19 protein-coding genes and 2 pseudogenes are annotated in these 24620 nt (G+C 49.9%); 10 read left to right on the forward strand and 11 right to left on the reverse strand.

Going from position 1 to position 24620, the window contains the following annotated elements; translation table 11 throughout:
- Positions 1–49 precede the first annotated feature (49 nt).
- Positions 50–1138 carry a sensor histidine kinase gene (locus tag EL645_RS20750; protein WP_161977542.1) on the reverse strand — a complete coding sequence of 363 codons (1089 nt, stop codon included), beginning with the start codon at positions 1136–1138 and terminating at the stop codon, positions 50–52.
- A 507-nt stretch (positions 1139–1645) separates the two neighbouring features.
- Between EL645_RS20750 and extP the strand changes: the two genes are divergently transcribed.
- The 6 genes from extP to EL645_RS20780 all read left to right on the forward strand — a co-directional run bounded on the left by extP (position 1646) and on the right by EL645_RS20780 (position 8050).
- Positions 1646–2455: a selenite/tellurite reduction operon b-type cytochrome ExtP gene (gene extP / locus EL645_RS20755; protein ID WP_126552277.1), complete on the forward strand. Its 810-nt coding sequence runs from the start codon at positions 1646–1648 to the stop codon at positions 2453–2455.
- Positions 2456–2502: 47 nt separating this feature from the next.
- A complete protein-coding gene (locus EL645_RS20760) occupies positions 2503–3045 on the forward strand; it encodes a cytochrome b family protein (protein WP_126552278.1) in 543 nt (180 codons plus the stop codon).
- A gap of 24 nt (positions 3046–3069) precedes the next feature.
- Positions 3070–3756, forward strand: a complete 687-nt coding sequence (locus EL645_RS20765; RefSeq protein WP_126552279.1) for a Rieske (2Fe-2S) protein — start codon at positions 3070–3072, stop codon at positions 3754–3756.
- A gap of 203 nt (positions 3757–3959) precedes the next feature.
- Positions 3960–4940 carry a cupredoxin domain-containing protein gene (locus EL645_RS20770; protein WP_126552280.1) on the forward strand — a complete coding sequence of 327 codons (981 nt, stop codon included), beginning with the start codon at positions 3960–3962 and terminating at the stop codon, positions 4938–4940.
- 107 nt (positions 4941–5047) lie between these two features.
- The gene (locus EL645_RS20775) at positions 5048–6433 is read left to right on the forward strand and encodes a hypothetical protein (protein ID WP_126552281.1); all 1386 of its coding nucleotides are present in this window, start codon (positions 5048–5050) and stop codon (positions 6431–6433) included.
- Positions 6434–6808: 375 nt separating this feature from the next.
- Positions 6809–8050: a cytochrome P450 family protein gene (locus tag EL645_RS20780; RefSeq protein WP_126552282.1), complete on the forward strand. Its 1242-nt coding sequence runs from the start codon at positions 6809–6811 to the stop codon at positions 8048–8050.
- A 194-nt stretch (positions 8051–8244) separates the two neighbouring features.
- Here EL645_RS20780 and EL645_RS20785 read toward each other — a convergent pair whose 3' ends face one another.
- From EL645_RS20785 to EL645_RS20800, 4 genes are all read right to left on the reverse strand, one after another.
- The gene (locus tag EL645_RS20785; RefSeq protein ID WP_126552283.1) at positions 8245–9579 is read right to left on the reverse strand and encodes an FG-GAP-like repeat-containing protein; all 1335 of its coding nucleotides are present in this window, start codon (positions 9577–9579) and stop codon (positions 8245–8247) included.
- An 11-nt stretch (positions 9580–9590) separates the two neighbouring features.
- A complete protein-coding gene (locus EL645_RS20790) occupies positions 9591–10217 on the reverse strand; it encodes an FG-GAP-like repeat-containing protein (RefSeq protein WP_126552284.1) in 627 nt (208 codons plus the stop codon).
- Between the two features lie 345 nt (positions 10218–10562).
- On the reverse strand, positions 10563–11744 hold the full coding sequence (locus EL645_RS20795; RefSeq protein WP_126552285.1) for a WxL protein peptidoglycan domain-containing protein: 1182 nt from the start codon (positions 11742–11744) through the stop codon (positions 10563–10565).
- Between the two features lie 177 nt (positions 11745–11921).
- Complete coding sequence (locus tag EL645_RS20800) at positions 11922–12548, reverse strand: hypothetical protein (protein ID WP_126552286.1); 627 nt, start codon at positions 12546–12548, stop codon at positions 11922–11924.
- Between the two features lie 1048 nt (positions 12549–13596).
- On the opposite strand from EL645_RS20800, the gene EL645_RS39405 reads away from it, so the two are divergent.
- Positions 13597–14619, forward strand: coding sequence for a CHAP domain-containing protein (locus EL645_RS39405; RefSeq protein ID WP_161977543.1), 1023 nt, complete (start codon positions 13597–13599; stop codon positions 14617–14619).
- A 238-nt stretch (positions 14620–14857) separates the two neighbouring features.
- Here the strand turns inward: EL645_RS39405 and EL645_RS20820 are convergent, their stop codons facing one another.
- Positions 14858–16033: an aminotransferase class V-fold PLP-dependent enzyme gene (locus tag EL645_RS20820; protein ID WP_126552290.1), complete on the reverse strand. Its 1176-nt coding sequence runs from the start codon at positions 16031–16033 to the stop codon at positions 14858–14860.
- Between the two features lie 119 nt (positions 16034–16152).
- Complete coding sequence (locus tag EL645_RS20825; RefSeq protein ID WP_126552291.1) at positions 16153–16704, reverse strand: phosphate-starvation-inducible PsiE family protein; 552 nt, start codon at positions 16702–16704, stop codon at positions 16153–16155.
- 485 nt (positions 16705–17189) lie between these two features.
- Here EL645_RS20825 and EL645_RS45595 point away from each other — a divergent pair.
- A pseudogene (locus EL645_RS45595) lies at positions 17190–17974 on the forward strand (crotonase/enoyl-CoA hydratase family protein).
- Between the two features lie 54 nt (positions 17975–18028).
- Here EL645_RS45595 and EL645_RS20835 read toward each other — a convergent pair.
- The 4 genes from EL645_RS20835 to EL645_RS20850 all read right to left on the reverse strand — a co-directional run bounded on the left by EL645_RS20835 (position 18029) and on the right by EL645_RS20850 (position 21327).
- Entirely contained in the window at positions 18029–19387 is a 1359-nt protein-coding gene (locus tag EL645_RS20835) for a cytochrome P450 (protein ID WP_126552292.1), read from the reverse strand.
- A 67-nt stretch (positions 19388–19454) separates the two neighbouring features.
- Complete coding sequence (locus EL645_RS20840) at positions 19455–20522, reverse strand: alpha/beta hydrolase (protein WP_126552293.1); 1068 nt, start codon at positions 20520–20522, stop codon at positions 19455–19457.
- A 30-nt stretch (positions 20523–20552) separates the two neighbouring features.
- On the reverse strand, positions 20553–20717 hold the full coding sequence (locus tag EL645_RS39410) for a hypothetical protein (RefSeq protein WP_161977544.1): 165 nt from the start codon (positions 20715–20717) through the stop codon (positions 20553–20555).
- A gap of 199 nt (positions 20718–20916) precedes the next feature.
- Positions 20917–21327 carry a class I SAM-dependent methyltransferase gene (locus EL645_RS20850; protein ID WP_126552295.1) on the reverse strand — a complete coding sequence of 137 codons (411 nt, stop codon included), beginning with the start codon at positions 21325–21327 and terminating at the stop codon, positions 20917–20919.
- A gap of 549 nt (positions 21328–21876) precedes the next feature.
- Between EL645_RS20850 and EL645_RS20860 the strand changes: the two are divergent.
- Together EL645_RS20860 and EL645_RS20865 are read left to right on the forward strand one after the other, a co-directional pair.
- A pseudogene (locus EL645_RS20860) lies at positions 21877–23249 on the forward strand (glycogen synthase).
- A gap of 342 nt (positions 23250–23591) precedes the next feature.
- A complete protein-coding gene (locus tag EL645_RS20865) occupies positions 23592–24482 on the forward strand; it encodes an RNA polymerase sigma factor (RefSeq protein ID WP_126552298.1) in 891 nt (296 codons plus the stop codon).
- Positions 24483–24620: the final 138 nt, after the last annotated feature.

Raw genomic sequence — 24620 nt, forward strand, 5'->3', positions numbered from 1 at the left:
TGATCCTATAGCGTTTCTATGGAATAGTGTTTCAACAGTCAATGTTGTGTTATCCAGCTACCCAGGTGGTGACTGCATTGTCGGATGACGCCATTTGGATAGGTATGTGGGCGCGCACAACTGTTCCTTTGCCGGGCTGTGAGTCGATATCTAGTGAGCCATCCAGGAGTTGAGCCCTCTCAAACATTCCCACCAATCCCCAGCCGCGCTCCTGCCCGATGGCTGGTTTTTTCTTCAGTTTCTCAACATCAAAGCCATCCCCGTTATCTGAGATGGTGACGTCGATGGCATTATCATGCTCTCGTAAAATAACACTTACTTTTTGTGCATGTGAGTGACGCGCAACATTGGTCAGAGCTTCCTGTACGATGCGATATAGCACAGTCTCGGTCTCGGAGGTTAGACGATCCTTTAAGCCTGTAGTCTGAAAATCGATCTCTATGCCGGTTTTCTGCTGATACTCTTTAATATACCAGCGCAGCGCTGGCATCAGGCCCAGATCATCCAATGCGCTGGGGCGCAGATCAATGCTCAGGCTGCGAATAGCGCGCAGCGTCTGGTGGGCCAGCTGTCGTGTCTCGGCGATGCGGTCGCGTGCCTCTGGCGAGGTGATGGATTCTTCAAGGACGGCCAGGCTGATTAACAAAGAAGTCAGTACCTGTGATGTCTCATCATGGAGCTCGCGCGCCACGCGCTTGCGTTCCTCTTCCTGAGCATTAATGATCTGCGCGGCCCGGTGGCGGTTCGCCTCATCGATGGCCTCAAGCATCATATTGAAGGTGCGGGCCAGCTGGTCGGCCTGTGGATCGGTCCCGGTCAAGGGGGCGCGCAATGTGCGTTCACCAGCCTGGACGCGGTTCATGACCTTACCCAGATCTAAGAGTGGGCGGAACGCAAATTGCAGCAGGACAAAGTTGAGGGCGATACTGACCAGCCAGCCAACGGCCACAAAAATAATCAAGGGGACATAGGAAAAAGTATTGAGCCTGGTCGCCAGCCAGGTACCCCCGGTTGCTCCCACAAAGATAATCGCGCTATTGGCGAGTAGCACGCGGTAGAAAACGGGCAATTCGTTTAGCGCTCCCAGCATCCTATGACTTTTGGGCGCATCATTTTCATGTGTTTGGGCATCAGACATCGCGCAAATCTCTTCTACATACACAGATTTTTGAAGGTAACAATTGATTCTATGGTAATTGTATCGGTTATTCTCCTGGACGTCAAACAAGCTCAATGCGCCAGCAGGCATTGTAAAATCAGGTATATCCCACAAAAAAATCAGGTACACACCTGATGTCTCTACCTGGATGCCGGGGTATCTTAGGTTTACATGTCTAATGGAAGGTGTGAGACGTTTGGGACAATAATCCGTTTCTCTTCCATCTCCTCTAGACAATCCATTATAATCTATGGTAAAGAGGGCAAAAGTTCTAAACTCATCCTTCTTCTGGAACTTGCTGGGCGCTAGCAAAAAACTCAGTAGAATCGGAATGCTGACTGGGAATGTCAGCTAGAGGGGTACCAGTGTTGAGACTCGTATGCTATAATCAGCGACACATTACAAGAAGAACTTTTGCGATGATATCTTTCCAACCTGATCAAGTCTTTCTCCCTTTTTCAGGCTTGATTCTTTTGAGGAGGCACAGTGAGCTCTACTAATAAAAGCTTGCTCGACGCGGCCACAGAGAAGATCGTCGAGAGCCAGGTATGGCGTTCCATCTTCCGTCATGGCTATCCAGATACTCCATTGAACCAGTCTCTGGTAATGATGAGTAACGTATTTCTGCATCTTCATCCGGTTAAAGTTAGCCGGCAGGCAATGAAGATTACTTACACCTGGTGTATGGGCGGCATCTCATTTTTCTTATTCTTGCTGCTAACAATTACCGGCGTTTTCCTTATGTTCTATTATGTACCTGATACTACGGTTGCTTATCAGAATATTAATCAGTTAAGTAGTGCTGTTTCTTTTGGCCATCTTGTGCGCAATATGCATCGATGGGCGGCCCACTTGATGGTTGTATCGGTAACCCTACACATGATTCGTGTATTTTATCATGGTGCATATAAGCCACCCCGAGAGTTCAACTGGGTGGTGGGTGTACTGCTATTCTTTGTCACACTGTTCTTAAGCTTCACCGGTTACCTGTTGCCATGGGACCAGATTGCTATCTGGGCTATCACGGTCGGCACGAACCTGGCTCCTTACACACCATTGCTGGGCAATCCTGTTTATAAGGTCCTGGTTGGTGGTGGTGCCGTTGGTCAGGCTACGTTGATCCGTTTCTATGTCGGTCACGTAATCCTGTTGCCATTGGCTGGTGCCATTCTGATGGCTGTCCACTTCTGGCGTATTCGTAAAGATGGTGGCGAGGCGGGTCCTCCTCCTCCTTCACGTCGAGAGTTGGAAGCCCGTGCAGAGCGTGAGCAGACAGTGTCTGGTGCACGCGGATAACGAGGCGCCCCGTAGTATGATCTACGGTGCCATGAGAGGATACCTCTATGTCAATTGAACAGAAAGAACCGAGGGTACAACCGTCGTCGGCAGCAACGCAGAGGCGCTATCGTACCCTGGCAGTTGTCAAGCAGGAGGCGATTACGCGTGTAGAGAAGCCACTCGAAGACTCGGTCTTCGTGTGGCCTCATCTGCTCGTACGTGAGTTCTTTGCGGCTACCGCTTTAATGGTAATGATTACGCTGCTCTCATTGGTTATCGATGCTCCTTTGCAGGAACCGGCAACTCCTAACTCAACGCCAAACCCGGCTAAGGCCCCATGGTACTTCCTGGGCTTGCAGGAACTATTGCACTATTTCCCGCCGACAACGGCTGGTGTGCTGGTCCCTGGCTTTACGCTGGCAGCCCTGGCCATTCTACCGTATGTAGACCGTAATCCAAGCCGCGCGTATGCTGATCGTAAGGTTGCAATTGTAACATTTACTATGTTTGTGGTTTTCTGGGCGGTGATTACGCTAGCTGGTAGCTTCTTCCGTGGACCCGGTTGGCTCTGGGTCTGGCCATGGCAGCATGTCTACTTTGATCTATAGGCTGAGGAAAGAGGATTACTAACTATGAGTATTGATACACCTCCCATTTCACCGCAGCAGTATGAAGTGCTGCACGGTGGTGGTGCAGAAGCTGCCGAGCTTGCGAAGCAGCGTATCTCACGCCGACGTTTCCTTCGCCGGTCAATGCTGGCTGTCTGGGGTGTTTCGGCGACCTCTGCGGTGGCTGGCGCTTTGTTCTACCTGTATCCGAACCTGTCGGGCGGCTTTGGTTCCGTTCTGACAGTTGGTAAGGTCAGCGAATTCAAAGCATCGAAGCCATCAGAGTTCAAGCTAGAAATTCAGGGCGTCTATCATCGCCCTGTTGCTCGTACATATATCATTCATCTGGATGCTTCAACACAATTCTTGCTGAAGGGCGATGATTTAAAGAGCCAGCTCAGCTCTGAGAATGTGGTGAAGGATAAGGATGGCTCTTACTGGATCGCGCTGTATCAGAAATGTGTGCACCTTGGTTGTACTGTGCCTTTCCGCGATAACTGTGTGAGCTTCAAATGCCCCTGTCATGGTTCACACTATAACGTCACTGGCGAGTTCCTGGATGGTCCGGCTCCTCGTAGCCTTGACCGCTTCCAGTTGTCGATCGATGGCGATAATATTGTGGTAAACACAGGTGCTATTAACGCAACCGTCGCACACCCGGATGCTACAACGCGTCTGGTTGCTGCGCCAGGTGTGGATTGTTCTGCATAGCGCGCTGTGCATGATATTCTGACTCGCGTCAGATATGCATTCGTAAGCCAATACCTTATGAGCAACTGTCTCTGATGGCCACTGTAGAAGTATCGGAAGAGGCAGTTTGCTTCTGCAGGCAAATAAATAGCGGTGAGAACACCTTGAGGTTAACGCTCTCATGGGCGAGGGACCGATAGGATGCATATCAAAAGGTGTGTATTATGGTGAATTTAGTACAAGCTGCGGTGGGTATCATCATCCTGCTGGTAGTCGTCGGTGGCTTGCTGTATATATTCTACTCAAAGACAAATGCAGTGGAGAAGACGGGGTTCGGGTCGCTGATTATGCTTGCCCTGGTCGCTTTGATGATCCCTGTATTCTGGATTGTCGAGGGTGGAAATCAGGCACAGGCCACAACGAATCAGCAGAATCTGGCCATTCAACGTGGCATGCAGACGTATGCCCAGGTCTGTACGGCGAACTGCTTTGCCATTGTGAATAATAAGGTGCAAAATCCCACCTACAATGGCTATACCATGGATTACTTTACTAAGGTAACTGATGATGAGCTACGCCGCATTATCAGTGGTGGTGTGTATAATCCAAAGGCCGTTAATCAGCCTGCGAATGCCAATGCCATTCCAAAGGCCGATACCTATGGCGGTGCGCTGTTAAGCAATGATATCGATTATTTGATGGCTCTTATTCGTTCTACTGATCCAAAGAATCATGAGAAGAATGGTTTCGATGGCTTGCCAGACTACCTTCAGGCCAATAACACGACCCTCTATAATGCCGCGGTTACCTACGGCAAAGAAGGTCAGTTTGGAGCCGCCCAGGATATGACCAAGCAGTCCAACGTTACTATCAATATTGTTGATCCTGGTACGAACGGGGTTACCTGTCAGAGCCAGTCAGGGTGCTTTACGCCAATCAATATTCAGATAAAAGTTGGCACAAAGATTACCTGGGTTAACAAATCGAAGCTTGCGCACACGATCGTTGCTGTTCAGGGTCAGGATATCGCGCAGCCGAAACCGGCTAGCCAGATTTTTGACTCCAAGAAGCAGATTGCGTCAGGTGAGTCGTTCACGTATACAGTTACTCAAGATGCCTATAATCTCAATTCCGACACGCATCGCTTACTGTACTACTGTTCGATCCATCCGGATATGGTGGCACAACTCGTCATCTCTCAGTAAGTATTCGTATCGCGCCTCATGTGAGGCGCGATATTGTTCCAGATTCTGATCGCTGCTCATGCTGTTCCGATGGATGATGAACGGCATGTCGAAAGGAATTGCGATTCATGCAACAAGTAACGCAAAAACGTGAATTGCCGGAACGAATGTCGTGGGCGCGCGCAATGGTCTTTGCCATTGGTTTTTTCTTGCTAGCTGCGATTCTCGTTGGGCAGATTCCCGGATATGTTTATAATGCAATGACTGCATCGAGCCTGGTGGAATTTGAGCGTGGCACATTCAGCCTCGGTCTGATTTGTCTGGCTTGTTTTGCTGTGATCATGGTCATTGAGTTCCTGTTTGATCCTAAACCGGTGATACCACCAGCTCTGCTGGCTGGCGTCGGTGGCATTATTGCAATTGTTGGTCTGGCTGTGACCGTGGCGGTCTCACTGACTGGCTACCAGTCTTTCCCTTCCGAGAATACGAATCTCGTGTCGGTATTGGGTGGTAAGTTCCTCTGGTTCCAGCCCAATGCAATTGACCTGGTGGCTGTCGGCCTGATAATCCTTTTTGTCGGCCTGGCAACCGTTTTTTATAGCGTGCTGGCTCTGGGCGAGAAGCGCAATCCGGATCGTCGCGATCTGGGCACAACACCAGTTATTCGCTGGGGGCTCATTGCCTCTAGTCTGCTGCTGATTGTGTTCCTGTATTGCTACAACTATAATGCGGCTCCTGCCATTGTCCAAAACGTCGTTCTGGGTGTGTCTGTATTTCTGGCTCTGGGTGCTTTCGCGTTGCGCCTGCATTATCTGATGCGTCCGGTACGTAAACAGACTATGCCTGGACTCTACGCGGTTGGCGCGCTTGGCCTGGCTCAGACTGGCGCTGCTCTCTTGCTGTTCTGGTTTGTTGCCTATCCATTGCTGGCGTTTCTACATCCATTGCCAGTGCTGGGACCATACCTGACCAACTGCACACGCGCGACTGTCATTCCTGGTAGCTGCTCTTTCTCGCAGGACGCCGGTTATATCGTCGATGCTATCATCACCTCCAGCTTCTTTGGTGCTATGCTGGCCGCTATCTGGGCCTGGAAGTCCAATCGTAACATGGTCGTTGTGGGTAGCGTTGTCATTACGGCTGTGATTGCCTTGACCGCTCTGGTCATGCATACCTCTGCCTCCGCATTGCCAACGGCTATGATGCTGTGTGCCGGTATCTTGATCCTGGCTACAGTCTGGACCATCACTGCCCGCCGTGAGTTTGCGGTGGTCGGTGAGAGCAATCTGGGCTGTCTGGGTCAATGGTTGGTTATGGGCACCTGTTTGTTCGTCTACCTGTCCGCTTTCGCCTTCTTCTCGATGGCTAACTTCGCGGCAGAAGAGACACCACCAAACATCCCGAATACCATCAACACCGCTGGCGCTACCGATGCATTCGTTATGTTTGCGCTCTTCGCGGTTCTGGGAGCGATTCAATTCTTCTTCCTGGCCCGCAATCGCTACCGCGTCTAACCAGTCTGGTTTACCAGAAAATAGCAATCAGGAGGACCGATCACTGACATCGGTCCTCCTTTTATTATGAACTTGCTTTGTCAGGCCAGGGCTATTTCATGTTTGTCCAGAGAATGTACATCTTTCAGGTGTGGAGTGTGTGTGGTTGGGCGGCCACAGCCGCCCAACCACACACACTCCACACCCACAATCCGGCGCCGCAGGCGCCAAAGAGAAACATGTTGTCAAGTCTTGCCCCTTGTTTTTTTGTGTACCAGAAAGGTATATTATAGGTATATCGAACGTCTGTTATAAATAAATGCAGAGGAATAATGCCATCCCCGGCAGCATGGAGACTTTTCAGCAATATTTTCTCTCTGGAGGCGAGGTCTATTTATGTCGCAGGCACCATATATTGATCTTTCATCACCAGCCTTGAAGGCTAATCCATATAAAGAGTTTGAGCGTATTCGTACAGAAGATCCCGTGCACCGGGTGACGCTGCCCGGACAACGGCAGGGTTGGTTGATTACACGTTATGAGGATGCGGAGCGTGTCTTACGCGATCAGCGTTTTGTGAAGGATGCTCGGCGGGCGTTCAGTACTGAACAGTTGGAGCGTGAGTTTCCCTGGCTCAAAGCTCAAGAGCAGGGTGGGGATCATCAGCCGGCCAGGATATTTAGTCGTAATCTGCTCAATTCAGATCCGCCCGACCATACGCGCTTGCGCGCACTCGTTAATATTGCTTTTACGCCACGTATGATTGAGCGTTGGAACGAGCGTATCCAGGAGATTGCCAATACCCTGCTGGATGCGGTGCAGGCGCAGGGACAGATGGACCTGGTTAATGATTTTGCTTTTCCTCTCCCTATGACGGTTATCACGGAAATGCTGGGGGTGCCTGCTGAAGATCAACTGAAGTTTCGGCAGTGGTCGAATATAATCATTGAGTCTTCGGGCAATCCAAAAGACGCACAAAGTCGCGCCGAGCCGATTCGTGAGTTTCGCGATTACCTTTATTACCTGATCAAAAAGAAACGTGCTCAACCTGCCGATGATCTGCTCAGCCACTTGATCGAGACCGAGGAACTGGGTGATAAGTTGACGGAAGAAGAGCTCATTTCGATGGTCTCGCTACTCTTGATTGCTGGTCACGAGACGACGGTTAACCTGATCAGCAATGGAACGCTGGCCTTGCTACAGTACCCGGAGCAGAAAGAAAAGCTGCTGAACGATCCTACCCTGATCAAAAGCGCGGTCGAGGAGTTCCTGCGCTACCATGGACCCTTGATGACCGCTACCCAGCGCTGGGCGCGTGAAGATCTTGAACTTGGTGGTAAGCAGATCCAGCGCGGTGATTATCTCATTGTGGTGCTGGCCTCTGCCAACCATGATTCTCAGGAGTTTGATCACGCTGAACTGCTGGATGTGACGCGCAAAGAGAATGCGCACCTGGCCTTTGGCAAGGGCATCCATTACTGCCTTGGAGCGCCGCTGGCCCGCCTGGAAGGTCAGATCGCGATCCGTACCCTGCTGCAGCGCCATCCCAATCTGCAGCTTGCCGTTCCCGAGCAAGACCTCGTCTGGCGTCCGGGCGCGCTTATCATGGGTCTGCGTGCCCTACCTGTAGCCTTTTAAGCGCAGCGCTACGTTCCTGTTATAGCGTAAACCATCTGCCATGAACAGGGATGCTGGAAGCTAGCGCCTCCAGCATCCCTGTTCATGGCTACAGTGGACCCAATTACCTTGAGGGAAGGCACGTTTTTAGCTCTGTGTTCGGCTTTGTCTCTGGCAATGGAGAAGTATTGCGTACAATCATGGCTGTCCTCCTGTCAATGGGAGTTGCGGATAACCACCATAATCGTTTGTTCCCCCTCTCCATGAGAATTAGTTGCTCCATTATTTCCCTGATTCTGGTCATGGCCATTTTGATGATGCTGGCTCTCGCCTTGATTATTGTTCTGATCATGACCACCTTGATGATTCTGACTCTCTCCCTGATTATTGTTCTGCGATTGCTGGCAGTTGCTTAGGTTCTTTCCCTTTACCTCAGTTGTAAATGTTGCCAGGTTGTTGTCCGGATTAATATCACCGGCCAGCCTGGCATACGCTGTTGTGGTATACGCAGGAGACGCATCCGTGGTCAACTCACCCGTAATGACCAGTGAGGGAAGTGATGTACCACCTGGCAATGGATCATGGCCAGTAAATTGTGCAATGATTGTTGTGACACCCTGGGCAGAACTTTGTTGGATGCTCCAGAGATTGCCTGCCGCTTTGATGTTGCGTAGCCCAACTGGCAAGATCTCTTTAATAGAGATAACTGAAGGATCTGATATCATCTCTTCACCTGGAACATTGGACACATCGATCACATAGGTTGCGCTATCTGCGATATTCGCACGCTGACCATTACGCGAATGTATCGTCACCGCGATATCAGGGGTACCAAACGGGGGGGAAGGTGTCCCTGTTGGGCTTGGACTTGGGCTTGGACTTGGAGTAGGGGTAGGAGTAGGTGTCGGAGTAGGGGTAGGAGTAGGGGTAGGAGTAGGTGTCGGAGGTGGGGTGGGAGTAGGGGTAGGAGTAGGTGTCGGAGGTGGGGTGGGAGTAGGAGTAGGTGTGGGAGTGGGGACTGGATTTAAGAGTAAACTGACATAACCAGCAAGAGAGCTACCATCTCCCTGATTGGTGATGGCAAGCTCCTGGGGCGCTATACCAGTAAAGTTCCCAGCCGTAATCCCTAGCGGGTTCGCACCAATGGTTATTGCAGGCTGCGGCGTAAAAGTTCCACTCCCATTATTCGTTAGCAGGTTGATCGTGCCATCAAGCAGGTTAGTGACCGCCAGGTCTTGATGCCCTAAACCCGTGAAGTCGCCTATGGTGATTGCCGCTGGATGATTACCAACCGGAACTGATGACTGCAGTATAAATGATCCTCCGCCATTATTCTTCAGTACACTGACGGTGCCGCTGGTTATATAATTCGCGACGGCCAGGTCTTGCCGTCCATTGCCAAACAAATCGCCCGCCACAATGGCACGTGGGTGACTTCCAGCTACCACCGCTATCTGGGCTGGAAAGTCTCCATGACCATTATTGGCCAGGATATGAATCGTATTACTCCCAGAAAGCGCGACGGCCAGGTCTTGACGTCCATTGCCCATAAAATCACCAGCTACAATCCCTCGGGGGCACTTCCAACCGCAATCGGTGTATGTGGGGTAAAGGTGCCATGACCATTATTTTCTAGCACCGTCACCATACCATCTCCTTGATTGGTGACGGCCAGATCCTGGTAGCCATGGCCAAAAAAATCGCCAGCTGCAATCCCGTAGGTTTGAAAGTCAACCGATATCAGGGGTTGCAAGGTAAAATTGCCGTTGCCATCATTGGCCAGGATACCTACCGAAGCATCGCCAATATTCGTGACGGCCAGATCTTGATAGCCATTGCCCATGAAATTGCCAGCTACAATCCCTACAGGATTTCCATTGTCGCCAGTAGGAATATGCGCTATCTGCTCTGTGAAGACACCATGACCATTGTTCTCCAGGATACTTACCGTACTGTCATAATTATTGGCCACTGCAATATCCTGCGATCCATGTCCGGTGAAATTGCCCGCGACCACACCGAAGGGAACATTCCCAACCGCATAATTTACTGGCGGGGCATACGTAGAAGCAAGCGCATATGCCATATGTCCATGTTTGGAAAACAGTAATGGCATCACACCTATACCACATAGCCCAAAACCAATCAGTATCAGCATAATTATGCTGATACGTTTTGTGTGAAACATGGAAGTCTCCCTCGCTGTTTATTAAAGCATAGGCGTGGAGCAGTCAAACAGCTTGCTTCAAGCAAGATTACAGCAGATAAAAATATAATAGAGATACATATCTCCATTTGAGCACGTTCAGGCTCTCGTTAACCTCGCTCTACCAGCCTTCCACGCATTTTATGATTTGCGATGTGTAATGTGTAATGTGTAATGTGTAATGTTGGATTTGTAAAACAGGTATCCTATTCAACCTAAGTATGCCTTTCACAAGGAAAAAATACGTTCCAATACGCGAATGCTTATGTATAAGCGTTCGCGTATTGGAACGTATTTAAAACTCAAAACAGCCTTTTAGTGGGTTCCTTATACCTCTGTCTTGTTGTTTTGTTCCCGTGTATTGCTTATGGTAGGTTCAACAGAAACTGGTATCTTCTCTTCCCTGGACTTGTTTTTTCGCGTCTTGCGCAACAAAAATAACACCAGTTTATAGCACCAGAATATCAGGGCGCCCAGTACCAGCAAGATGACACAGCCGCCAACAATAATTTGCCATGGGGCAAGCAGGCTCAAAAATCCCTGCGTATCTCCCAGCGCCACATAGGTATTTAACGCATTCGGGAGTGACTTCTTTGTCGTCGTTACTATAAAGTCCGACGTATAATTCAACTGTTTTTGATGCCCATAGCTTAGCGTCAGCAGGGCCTTATAGCGTCCAATTGGTAGCGCCTTATGTATTATATACACAGAATGATCTATCGTCGTTTGTGGTACAAAAGTTCCAATCTGGATTGTTTGTGTGCGCGCATTTTTTCCTTGAAGATCTGTGATGCTCAGCTTCCCGAGGGCTCGAACCAGCATGTTGCCGCTATTGCGTAACCCGATCAGCAGGCGTTGATAACGACTGCTATTATCAAACTTTACACCTGTGATTGCCAATTGCTCATTCGGTTTTCCGGGCAAGGTGATCTGGACAGCCAGTACTTTGCGTTGAATAAGATCTACATGAAACATAGAATTTTTAGAGCGAAATGTTTGTACTGCTGTCATGTCTTCGACTGCAAGGCCGCCGACGTGCTGGCCTGAGCGCGCATTGGCCGGAATCTTTATTTGAAATGGCACCACCTGGCTCTGGCCCGGTCCCAATTTTACCTGCAGACGGCTTAAGGTGATCCAGGCACCCACATCATGCAGCTTAGCCTGATGGGACCCGTACGCATAACCTCCGCTCTCACCAGTCATGGCATCCAATGGATACACTATCACTTCACCACTTGTGTCGCTGGTATTTGTAATCAAGAGGCCATTTTGTACTTGTCCCTTCACCTGGGCGTTCATCACAAAATAGGCTTTCGTGACAGGATTCAGCGGATCAGAAAATACTGGCTGTACATCAAACGCAAAGGGCTCTTTATCAGCTCTTGCCGCGCCCACCATAGGCCTGGACACACATTGGACAATCCCCATCAACAGAAAAACCAGCAGCAGAACTCGGGCTCCACTCCGGATCACTGTTCCACTGGCTAGCAAGTTAGACACCATCTTCATCTTCACCACCTCTTGTACCACATGAGAGATACACCTCCCATATCCTCCACATCACATCCGTTCTGGTGTTCTGCCTTTACCGCTCTCGGCCTCAGCCATCACCAGAAAAAAATCAGCAAGAAAGAGAAGGGCTGACTGTAGCAACCCCTCCCTTTCGCCGCATAGACTATGAACTCTTTATGGGGTCGAGATTGTTATTGTCACGGCTCCCCCGGTGGTTGCACCAGATCCAGCAGTCGAGGGCACCAGGAAATTGCCCTGAGTTCCAATGGTATAGCCTCCCAGACCTGTGCCTATACCTGCAGTTACCAGCGGAAGTGGTGATGCTGTTACCATATCTGTTCCAGGAGCCGCTGTTGTCAGAGCTCCAGGATTTGTACAGCTACCGGCACAGGTAATCACCAGGGGGCTTGCATCGTCCAGGATGAAGTCCGTTGTGATCGCATTACTAAATGTAAGTGGTGTTGTTGAGGCTGTTACAGTCCAACCAGCACCTGAACCACGTGTATCCCTCACCGAGGATTGAAATCTGAAGGGGATAGACTGATCCCCATCCAGGGTAATCGGTGCACCATTATTGAACACAGGTGCGCTGGTTGATCCAGACAACGATCCTGTTCCAATGATTGGTGGTGTGGCGGCACTACATGGAGTACCAACGATACAAGTTGCCGCTGGCATAGCATTCATCAACGGAGCGGCGCCAGCCGAATGGGTCAGTGCCTGGAACGATCCTAGCATCAGGCCCAGCATCAATACGCAACTTCCGCCCATTTTGAGCAGAGTGCTTTTCCGAATGTGCATACTTTTTATGTCCTTTCTTGAACACAATAGACACTCGAACACGTCAGATCCCGCTCTCGTTCTCGGCGATCTGCTGCCCGTTACGCTTACTAAGAAAAGCAGGCTCTTGCCCCCTCTCGTATAGTAACCGTGGCAGTATCACACCAGCTAAAAGAGATACCATGCTATCCCGCCCTGCGCGCAAAACATATGAAATCGGGACTAATTAATAGTTAACGGTATAGGTCTTTTACAACGACAAAAGGTTAAATATGTTCACCAACATATTATAATCTTTTATTTACTATGAAGTTTCTATATATACTCATCCTGTGATATATACAGTAAATTATAATAACCAATAATAACTGGAAAATAGATTTTAATATATAAAAAATAGAGAAATATGCAAAAAATACCCTGAATAGCAGATATTTATTGTTTTTTTGCTGCTTTTTATCTTCGCGTTTTCTCCTTACAACAAATTTTTTCTTTCTACCGATGATACTTATTTAATGAATCATAGTTATTTGTGAACAAAATATAATTTAGAGGAAATAAAATGTATATGAATAAATATGTCCGATTCTAATGCGCTGGCTGGCCAAAAGTATCTGGAATATCTTTCATCAATGATATGACCATAATTTGCTACATGATGAAGGTGAAGATGCGCGCTATGCCGTAGTGCTGGCACCGGGCCAGCAGGGAAAGAGGGTGCCACGAAGTGTGGCAAAAGTTGATACACGGTGCGACATCGAAGATGGTGGATTTGCCAGATTTGCCAGATTTTAATATAATCTTTAGCTTTTTTACCTGTGCAAAAGAAGTTTTAATATACTCCGTATATTTTTATATGCAAAAGTATAATAGTTATATAGTCCTGTATTTTGGTAGATTATTTGACTCATTGTTCGCTATTGGTTAAAGTTTGTTAATGTGAGTACTAAATATTGTCATGTGTCGTATGTGGTACTTCCTTGCATTCAGATTATTGTGAAACACAACCTCATAGTCATCTGAATATGAATAAGTAGAATTCAGCTGTGTAATATGGAAGGTAATTCGTATGTTGTTTGGAGATCGTAATCGTAAAGTTGCTACTGATGTTCAATATGGCGCTGTTCCAGCAAAGGGTGAGGATGCGGACTTGCTCGTTGAGCAACTACCATTTCCCGATACCGATGCAGCAATGGCTGTTCCTACTAGAACTGCACCTGCACCAGCCTCTACTGCTCTAAACTCTTCGATGATGCCAGGCTCGACACAGAACAAGCTTACGACGACCTCGGTACGTATGCCCGTTGTTATTCCTGGAAATGGGAAAAAGAGCTCAGGTAAGATGCGTCCTCCACAAGGACGAAGTATGGTTGTCCATGCTGGTGTCGCACTGGTGCTCATTGTTGTCGTGGCGGGAGCATTAATGGCTGTACTTCCAACCGGAAGTAGCCAGGCATTTAAACTGGGTATGCCCTTCGATCCGTCGACGAGTGAGGTTACCTCAAAGCAGAATAATACAGCATTGATCGCCGCCCAGGCTGCGACTGCAACTGCTGTAACTCAAGACGGCTTTGATCCAGGCAATGTGACCTATGCCGGTGTGAAACAGACTCAAGCTCCGGTGCAGGCTCCGCCCCCCGTTCCGACTCAAGCTCCAGCTCCGGCCCCTGTGCAGGCTCAGGTTCCGGCTCCGGCTCCGGTAACAAATGTTGCCGGCAATGCTGATAGTTCGGCCCGTTTCTTTGTTGGTCAGTGCACCTATTGGGCAAACATCCATTACCACGGCCTGACTGGATGGTGGGTTGAGTGGTTGGGAAACGCGGATGCATGGGCTGGTGGGGCTGCCTCTAATGGCTGGATTACTTCGGCTGAGCCTAATCCAAACGGACCTTCAATTATTGTGTTGCAACCGGGTGTAGAAGGTGCTGGTGGATATGGGCACGTAGGCGTTGTCGAGTCAGGTGTGAGCGCGGCGAGCGCCAATGCGAATGGCGTGAGTGTCAGCAATATGAACTGGAACGGTGGCTGGGACCAGGTAAGTTACTGGACATTCCATCCCGGCGCTGGCGTTACTTTTATCTGGCATCCATAGATATTGATCGATGCCCATTCCAGATAGTTTCCCCTCAGATGGGATATCTCGCATTTTTAATTTAGAGCTTTTTAGAGTTATTTAGAGCTTTCTTGAGCTTTGAAGAACGATGAGCTTGCCAAAAAGGCCTCCAAAGATACGCTGAATGGAGATGGATCAACCACCATTTAGCCCTCTTTGGAGGCCTTGTCGCATGGTCTGCTCTCGTCCTAACCTCGTATCCTCATGGGTTGGGAACCTATGAATGTGTATGCTCACCAGCCGCGAAGATAGTGCGCAGGGCTGTCAGCAGGTGCTCGACATCGGTGGGACTGTTGTAGCCCTGGATCGAGATGCGCATGAAGCGCTGATTGTTCCAGGCGATCACTGGGATCTCGATGCGCCACTGCTCACGCAGACTGCGCTGTAATGCCGCTGCGTCGCCAGCAGGCAACTGGATCGAGCACATCTGTCCCCACCAGCTATCGGGACAGATCGGCCGCGTCCCCACCAGTTCGCAGACCTGCTGGCGCGCGGACGCCGCCAGTTCATGACAGGCGATCCGCACCGCGTCCCACTGCTGCTCGCGCTGAAACACGATAGCGGCAGGGACACTGAGGTAAGACGAGGGATCATCGGTGCCGAGCCAGCCAAAATAGTCCTGAAATCTCGAGGAACTCGGTGTCAGGCTCTCCCATCCCCAACTGACGACCAGCGGCTGTAACAGCTCCTGTCGTTCTGGGCGCGCATAGAGAAATGCCGCACCCTTGGGAGCGCAGAGCCATTTATGGCAATTGCCGATATAGAAGTCCGCGCCGATCTCTTCAAGATTGAGTGGGATCTGCCCGGGGGCGTGCGCTCCATCGACGACCGTGATGATGCCCGCCTCGCGTGCCCGCTGGCATATTTTCGCCACCGGGAAGATCAGCGCAGTGGGTGAGGTGATATGGCTGATGAAGATTACCTTTGTGCGTGGCGTCACACCTCGCCACAGGTGTTCGATCATCGCCTCTTCGCTCTCAATCGGCAGTGGAATCGGCTGGTTGATATAGCGCATCCCGCGCTGCGTACACAGAAATCTCCAGGTACGGTCCGACGCTCCGTACTCATGATCAGTCGCCAGCACTTCATCGCCGGGCCCCAGCGCGAGCGAGTGCGCCACGATATTCACCCCGACCGTTGTGTTGTGCACAAATACGAGATGGTTGGCCTGCGTTCCTAAATAAGTGGCCAGGGGTTCGCGCGCCTCGCTTAGCAAGCCATGAATGCGGCGCCCCAAAAACTCAACGGGATCGGACTCCAACTCCCGCTGCCATTGTTGATAGGCATGAAAAACCGGCTGGGGACACGCCCCAAAGCTGCCATGATTCAAAAACGTAATATCTCGGCGTACCTGAAACTGTTCCGCCGCGACTGGTAGCTCAACAAAGCTCATAAGAAAAAGTACCTTTCGTTCTCTGCATTCCTTCTCGCTAGCTCTAGCACGAGAGGTCAGTATCTATCAATGATACCTTCAGCAGCAACCAGATTTCCAATTTTTCTTGATTCTATACTCTAGTGTTCCTCATGTGTATTGACCTCGGCCATTTTACCAATGAGCATCAAGGTAATTCCGAGAGCAAGCACGACTAGAGCACTTACACCTAACTCGATCATGGCGTCTATGAAGACCGCTCCCTGCTGTGATGCCCCTTCAATGGAAAGCCTGGCACCGATGGAGAGAATACTGCGGGTGGCGGATATAATGCCGATAAAGAGGAATGGCTGTAACGAGGTCGTGTGGGATCTCAGATAATGAATCACCGTGCTCAAGACCTCCATAATAATAAGCACCAGTAGCAATCCTGAGACAAAACCGATCACGGATTGAGCCGCCGCCGGTAGGCTGGCCGAACGGATCGCGCTTGTGAGTGTGATCTCCAGGTCAAAGTAGCTATAGATGAGAGCCAGAATGGCTGCAAGGATGAAACTTCCACCAACAATGATATATATGATGGTGTCGATACGATCTAACACCTTACCAGGATAGCCTGCAAATAGATCTTTCTCTTCAGGCACAATTTCAAATGGTTCTTGAGACGCATTTCTTGTGTCTTTTTCGTCCATATCAATCTGGTCCTTTGTGATGAGTATTGTTTACTTTTCTGCTCTTCTAAGAATATCTAGAGAGAGCTTATCAGGATCTCTCTGTTTCTGCAATACAACTTTTTTCCAGGGCTTTTTCATGTTCCTCTCTGGCGCCTGCGGCGTGGGGTTGGGAGTGTGTTTGTGTGGTGGGCGGCCCACACAAACACACCTGAAAGAATGGACCTTGTATCGCTTGCTCGTGATCTCCATATTTGCAGGAGGTAGGAGGCTACGGCCACCCACCCCACACACTCCACAGCTGAAAGAATGTCCATCGTATCGCTTGCTCGTGATCTCTGACGAACATGAAAAAGCCCTGTTAAGGAGCCGTTTGCATTGTAGAGGCACTCTTTTTTCTGCTACACTGATCAGATCAGTATGCTGAAGGCCGGGTAGTGGTTTTCTGGCAGGGACGCGAACGCCCCATTTAAGCGGTTGAGCCGCACAAGAGGAGGGATGCTACTATGTCCGTTCGAATTGAGCGCAATGGGCCGATCACCACGGTGATACTGAGCCGGCCAGAGGTGCGCAACGCGGTCGATCGCCAGACCGCTCAGGAATTGGCCGATGCCTTTCGCGCTTTCGAGGCCGATCCCGAGGCGCTGGTGGGTGTGCTGATGGGCGATCACGGCCAGTTCTGCGCTGGCGCAGACCTCAAAGCTTTCGCGTCGGGCGCGGGCAATCGCGTCGAGCCAGATGGTGACGGGCCGATGGGGCCCAGCCGCATGTTGCTGACCAGGCCGGTCATCGCCGCCATCAGCGGCTACGCCGTGGCTGGTGGACTGGAACTGGCACTGTGGTGCGACCTGCGCGTCATAGAAGAGGACGCCGTGCTGGGAGTCTTTTGCCGCCGCTGGGGCGTGCCCTTATCGATGGCGGCACCATCCGTCTGCCACGCCTGATCGGGCTGAGCCGGGCACTGGATCTGATCCTGACCGGCCGACCCGTTGGGGCGCAGGAAGCGCTGGCCATGGGATTGGTCAACCGCGTTGTGCCGCACGGTCAGGCGCGCCAGGCCGCTGAGGAACTGGCCAGAGAGATCAGCCGCTTCCCCCAGCTCTGCATGCGCAGTGACCGCCTCTCGGCCTACGAACAATTTGATCTAAGCTTCCAGGAAGCGCTGGCCAACGAATTCCAACACGGAGTTGATGTACTGCAAGTCGAAGGTGCCACTGGCGCGCAGAAGTTTGCCAGCGGCGCCGGCCGCCATGGCAGCTTTACTCTGAATGAAGAAACCGGCGATAGCTGATCTATGCGACCTCCATTTCATCTTAGCTCTCCTTTGGTTTGCTTCAAAGAAGAGCTATTTGGCCTCAACTAGAGTGGAGCTACTGCTCCGGGTGAATCTGCGTTGAAAAGAGATCACGGCCCCGCCTTTTGGACGATTTACTGGAATATAGTTCGGCGAAATATCCTGGCCTGGAACCAGTTGGAGATCAAACTGGCGTAACAGACGGGTGAGCACGGTTTTCATTTCAATCTGGGCAATCCCCATTCCCAGGCACATATGCTTGCCGCCTCCGAATGCCAGCCAGGCATACGGCGTTTTTTTGTCTTCTTCACGTGGAGCCAGGAAACGTTGCGGGTCAAATTGTTCGGGATTGGCAAAATACGCTGGTGAGCGATGCGTAAAGCTGATAGGAAGAATCAGTTGCCAGCCGGCGGGAATGGCATAGTCCTCGAACTCGAATGTGGCTCTGACACCTCGCAGGAGAAAGGCGGCGATCGGGTGTAAACGGAGCGTTTCTTTCAAAAAGGCATCCAGCAAAGGCATTGTTCGCAAATCCTCGACCGTAACAGGCTTAGCGCTTTCTACCTCTTCTGCTTTGACTTCTGCACGCACTTGCTCGTACAGATCTGGATGGCTCAAGAGTTCCAGCAGGCTCCAGGCCAGTGTGGTAGTGGTAGTATCGTAACCAGCAAAGAGCAGCAACTTGAGATGGGCGATCAATTGTTCATCTGTGAGAGGCTGGCCATCTTCATCACGCGCTTGTAGGAAAAGGGAGAGCACATCAGAGGTCGGATGTGCTCGATGTTGGTCTATTATTTCCTGCAAGCGGCTATCGATGAGTGGCTTTACGGCCAGCGCTTTGCCATATTTGGTGAAAGGTAAGTTGAGGCGCACTGGAGACATAGGGCCCTCAAAGAGTGTGTGGATGAGAGTGTTCAGGTCAGTGAGCGTCGTGTGATCCTCGACTCCCAGCATGAGAGAGGCCGAAACCCGAAAGGCGATTGTGCGAGCATCCTGATAAAAGACTCGTGTTCCCTGGTCTGGCCACGTGGCAACAACCTGGTCGTAGGCACGGTTGATACGTGCCAGATAATCTGTATAGTTGTGACTTTGAAAAGCCGGAGTAATAAGCTTGCGTTGCGTTTGATGTACCAGGCCATCCATTTGCAAGAGCGAAGAGCCAAGGAATGGTTCTGCGAAGCTATAGCCATCGCGAGAACGAAACGGCGTCTCTTCTCCGCTCGCCAGAAACACCTGTTGCTGGGCATGAGCCCCAAATAAAACAGCCGACGGTTTGCCTAGAATATGTGTTTTAAATACTGGACCATATTTTTGCTGTCGCCTGGCGAAAAAAGTGAGCGGATCAGCAAATAGGGAGAGAGTTTCCCCAAGTAAAGGCAATCCAAAGGAACCAGGCATCGCCTTGGCCATAAGTGAGATGCTCCTTTCAGTTGTGAAAAATATCTCTAATGGTCATGCTTCTGGCGAGAGATCTGTTTTAGGGAGCGACGTGCTGGCTGGCCCATGCACTGGCTATAGCGAACCAGGAGGGAGCAGTCTTATGGAGGTTAATATCATGACCTGCCTCAGGAATAGCTGCCACCTGTAGTTGGGCCTGCGAAGAGTAATATGGTGCTTCGGCCTGCTGGATTGTGGCCGCACTGGTGCAATCTGTCGCGAGAAGGCCACAAAACAAAGCATCTTTCTGCCCGACCACCACAAGCACGGGTACATTGATCTGCAGCGAGATGCCATCTACAATTGGCGTCGCGAAGCTGGCGAATTCTCCAGGTGTCGCGGTTTCCTTTGTCGCCTCATCGGTTGCGAGAACATTGGGATCGGCACCAGGCACGTAATAAAAGTCACTTCCCCGTGTTCCAGGTTCCGTTGTCAGATAGCCCGTATAATTCAGATTGAGCAATTGGTTCGCGAAACGTGGATCTAGTGTAGCAGGGTAAAGCGTGGCCACGACTCCAGCCAGACTCGTCGCATTGAGATGATGCAGCAGTCCAGTAATGATGACCCCATCAACGTCGTGATAGGTGCCTGCTTCTATCCAGGAGATGACCGAGCCGAGTGAATGGCCCACCAGCAGTACCCGATCAAACGGCTGATTGCCGATGTTTCCGCTGCGTAAGGCCTGAATAATCTGATGGACGACATAGGCATTGGTATTCATGGACACGGTCAATAGGCCAATGGGGGGATGCGAACTTTTGCCTATGCCAATGCGGTCGATATTAAAGGTACTGTACCCTGCGGCTGTGAGAGCATGGACGTAGGAATAGTTCTGGGGCTGGTAAGGAAAGTTCCAATAGATATGTCCGTAGGTCCCACCTGGAACAAGTAATTGGACGGTGTGGCTTGCACCGCTCGCTGGATTACAGAGTTCGCCATAGATAGTAGCGGGAGTCGACAGTATATCGTCAAGAGTTACTGGTACATTGAATGCCTGGCACGTATCTGTCTGTGTTGCCGCGTGTGCTGAGCGAGGCCCAAGCATCGTACCAGATAGCACAAGTATTATCAGGAGGAAGAAAAGTACAGCACGATGATGAAGTGGCATGAAAACTCCTTTGTATTGCTAACGCTCTGCTTACATTGCAGAGTCAGGGTCCATCGAAGTAGTCGCAGGCGTTGTTCCCCACACCGTCAGTAAGTACCACCTGCCACAAAAATCCTGCTTTTGCATCTCCAGGAGCATACGTTGATACAGGGCTGTGAGATCTTCTTGCAGATTCGGGTTTGCCTTTCGAAGCATAGGTAATGCACCATCAAATACAATTTCAGTATTCCGATAGAAGTCACTCCAGGCCTCTGCGTCAATGGAAAAATTGACCGAATGGGTCTGAGACTGAATAGATGTATAGCCAGCCTGGGAAAATAAACGCTCGAGTATTGGCGTAATGCCAAGTGTCGTTCCATGGGGAGAAAACCCATAGCCCATGTGATGCATGGTATTAAATAGGAGAGTATTTAACTGGTCGAAAGCCGGCTGCTGTAATGCCGCCGTTATCGGTTTCCGTAATGCGCAGTACTCCTCCTGGTCGTAGAATGCGTTTGCATTCCTGGAAAAGCCCCACCCATGCATCTTTGCGGAGAAATGAGCTGAGCAAGCGCCCATTGACCAGATCAAATGAATGATCGGGAAAATCGAGGCGTTGTGTAGTATCCATGACATCAAAGGAGATATTGCGAAGATCTTGTGAATTTGCACTTGCGGTTGCATAGGTAATCATAGTCTGGCTGATATCAATGCCGATCACTTCCATATCTGGACGTGCAAAGGCCAGATCAAGGGCCCAGCCACCAGGACCACAGGCGATATCGAGCACCTTTGCTCGGTCTGGCAGAACAGGCAGGCCAGCCAGGTGCCCCCCATGCTTTTTGTGGTCATGTGATCGAGCTTGATCAAGCGTACCATTTCAGCAGCACTTTCTGGATCGAGAATGTACGTATTAGCTATATTGGTGTGGGGTGGGAGATCAGGAGGCATGGACGTTCCTCTCTTTCTATACAACTTCATCTATCCCTTTGCTTAGTATACTTATATTCCACTTTGTGTTCAATAGAAATTTATCTGTTACCTCTTATTTTTATATATTTTTTACGCCCAAAATTATTTACATATGGCTAAATTTACTTCTGCTCCAATTATAATGCTCCGATGTACCCCAAACTACACCTCTTTCTTCGGATTACGCCTCTTCATGTCGTTCGATCTCCCTGACTATATCACCTGCTACATCCACATCTAATGTTTTCCACATCCGTATTCTCCAACTCTTAATAACAGATTCTAGCCGACCACAACAGATCAATCGCGGCGGATTTTGAGCTTGTACGGACCCGGTTACCTTACGCCCTGCCATGCCAACATGCTATAATGAGGTACATTTCGTGAGTGGGAGGGAACTTGTATGCAGTCTGAACAACCTCTCAAGGTTCTGATCCTTGCTGCTGAAATAGAGCCGTTTGTCAAAGTAGGTGGTCTGGCAGAAATTGTTGGTGCTTTACCTAAGGCTTTACAGGCCCTGGGCATGATGTGCGCCTGGTTATGCCGCGTTACCGCCAGGTTGATGCTCAGCATTTTCAGTTGACGACAATCCTTGATTCGATCTCTGTGCCAATGGGGAATTTTCAGGTCTCCGCCAGTGTGCGGCAGGCTGAAATTGGTAATCATATTCCTGTATATATGATTGATGCTCCCCGGTACTTTGATCGCGAAAATATTTATGGCTATACAGATGATGGTGAGCGTTTTATTTTGTTCTGCCGTGCGGCGTTGGAGGCGGTACGGTCCTTAGATTGGTCGCCCGATATTGTCCATTGTAATGATTGGCATACTGGCATTGTGCCCAATTGGTTACATACCATCTATCGTAGCGATGAATTCTTTGCTAATACGGCGTCGGTCTATACTATCCATAATCTGGCCTACCAGGGCATCTTTGGCTATCGTCTTCTTGAGGTTGCGGGCGTGGCTGCAAATGGGTTTGTGTACCCTCAGATTGCGGAGCTGGCGAACGTTGTTGATATCATGGGACGTGGTATCCTGTTCGCCGATGCGGTGACGACGGTGAGCGAACGCTATGCGCAAGAGATTTTGACGCCAACCTTTGGTGAGAAACTCGACCATATGTTGCGTTCGCGCCGCGATCGGCTCTTTGGCATTTTAAATGGGGTGGATTATCAAGAGAATAATCCTACGCTTAATAATCATATCCATACTCAATATGATGCTCTAAGCCTGGAGAAGCGCGCGGAAAATAAAGCAGCTCTGCAGGAGCAGGCGCACCTTCCAATTAAGCCGGATGTGCCGTTGCTGGCTATGATTTCGCGCCTGGCCGATCAAAAAGGCTTCGATCTGCTGGCACAGATTATTCATCCTTTGCTGGCTCAAGGCGTGCAGTTTGTTCTGCTGGGCGTCGGCGACCAGCATTATCATGAAATGTTCCAGAATCTGGCCGCGCGCTATCCGGACCAGGTCGCCATTTTCCTGACCTTTAATACTGAGGTGGCACAACGGATCTATGCTGGTAGCGATATGTTGCTGATGCCGTCGCGCTTTGAACCCTGTGGTACCAATCAGATGTATGCTATGCGCTATGGGTGTGTGCCGATTGTGCGTCACGTGGGGGATTGGCCGATACGGTTCAGGAGTATAATCCGCACAGTAGCGAGGGGAATGGCTTTGTCTTCAAGAACTATGATGCCTGGGAGTTCTTCGCAGCCATTGTGCGTGCCCTGGCCCTTTATCCATTTAAGGATATCTGGCGTACCCTGCAGTTGAGCGGCATGGAGGCGGACCATTCATGGCGTGCTTCGGCGCTACGCTACGTTGAGGTGTATCGTAATGCGCTGGCTTTCCATAAAACTGGAAAATAGCTGTATTTGCGCTTTTTTTAGATATTATACATAAAAAGGAAACCGGAAAGTTTACGTGATAAGCTTTCCGGTTTCCTTTTTATTCTCGGTATTATATATGACAAGGAGAAAATAATCATAAGAGCCATTGACGTGTTTTGTTCTCTGGTGTATATTAACGGTTATAAGTGTTTTGAGCAAGAAGAATGCATTAAAAGCCTTTGATTGTTCTTTGTGCTTAAATAGTTTTAGGGAATAGGTGGAAGTTGTGGGGGCATCCCGAAAAAAATATAGTACCGATATTCAACAGCGGCGCCTGCATATTATCAAAATGTTTAATGAGCTTCCTCCTTATGGCTCATTAGAGTTTTGGCGTCACGTGGAGCAGATGGAATTGCCACGCGAGGTTCTGGTCAAGACTTTGCGTTTTGCCCGTCGCATGCAAGATGAGTTGGGTAGTGGACGTATTTCAGAAGTCATCATGGCTCGCACGCTGGACAAAAATGAATTCTGGGCCAATAGCGTGGCTCAAAAATGTTATGAACTAGGTTGGGATGAGCAGCGCAATATGAGTTTTGATTTATGCTCAGATTTGAATGAAGCGATCTTAAAGGCCATCTTTGATCCAATGCGTAGCTTTTGGGAGGAGAACTTTGTCCATTGTGTACGCTACGAGCGTATGCACGTTTATCGCTCCTTTATGCTGCGCGAAGGGCGGATCAGTACCGCCCAGATAGAGAAAGGGCGCCGTATCCCTCGTCGCTTGATATTGAGTCTGGATCATATGGCTCCATGTTCCGATCATTTGTATAATCCATTTGAAATTGAGGATGAGCAAGCGTATATGATGCTGCGCTCTGTCGATTCAAGCATCGTGATGGATGTGGTCAGACGTCTTCCTGAACGCTTGCGTTCAGTGGTGCTGCTGATTTATTGGGCGGATAAGACTGAAAAAGATGCAGCCAAAACGTTGGGGATCTCTGATCGCACGGTGCGCAATCGTTTAAATGATGCCATCCATAAGCTGTCTGAATGCCTTATTCATGAATCCGATTATGTCTCTGATACCCGGCCGTCGACTATGCAGGTGCTGGCGAGCATCCTCTCTTGTTTAATAAGCATGCTCAGTGATCTGTCTTTGATTAGTGAATACAAATAAATATATGTAAAGTTTCCGGGTTGCGGCCCACGGCCATGGGCCACAACCCGGAAACTTGCCCGTAGCAGGTTGATATGTCATACTGCTAACTACAGAATGTATAGGTCAGGTTGAAACTCTATATTCTGGATCAGAATG

The organism is Dictyobacter kobayashii (genome assembly GCF_003967555.1).
GTDB classification, from domain to species: Bacteria; Chloroflexota; Ktedonobacteria; order Ktedonobacterales; family Ktedonobacteraceae; genus Dictyobacter; species Dictyobacter kobayashii.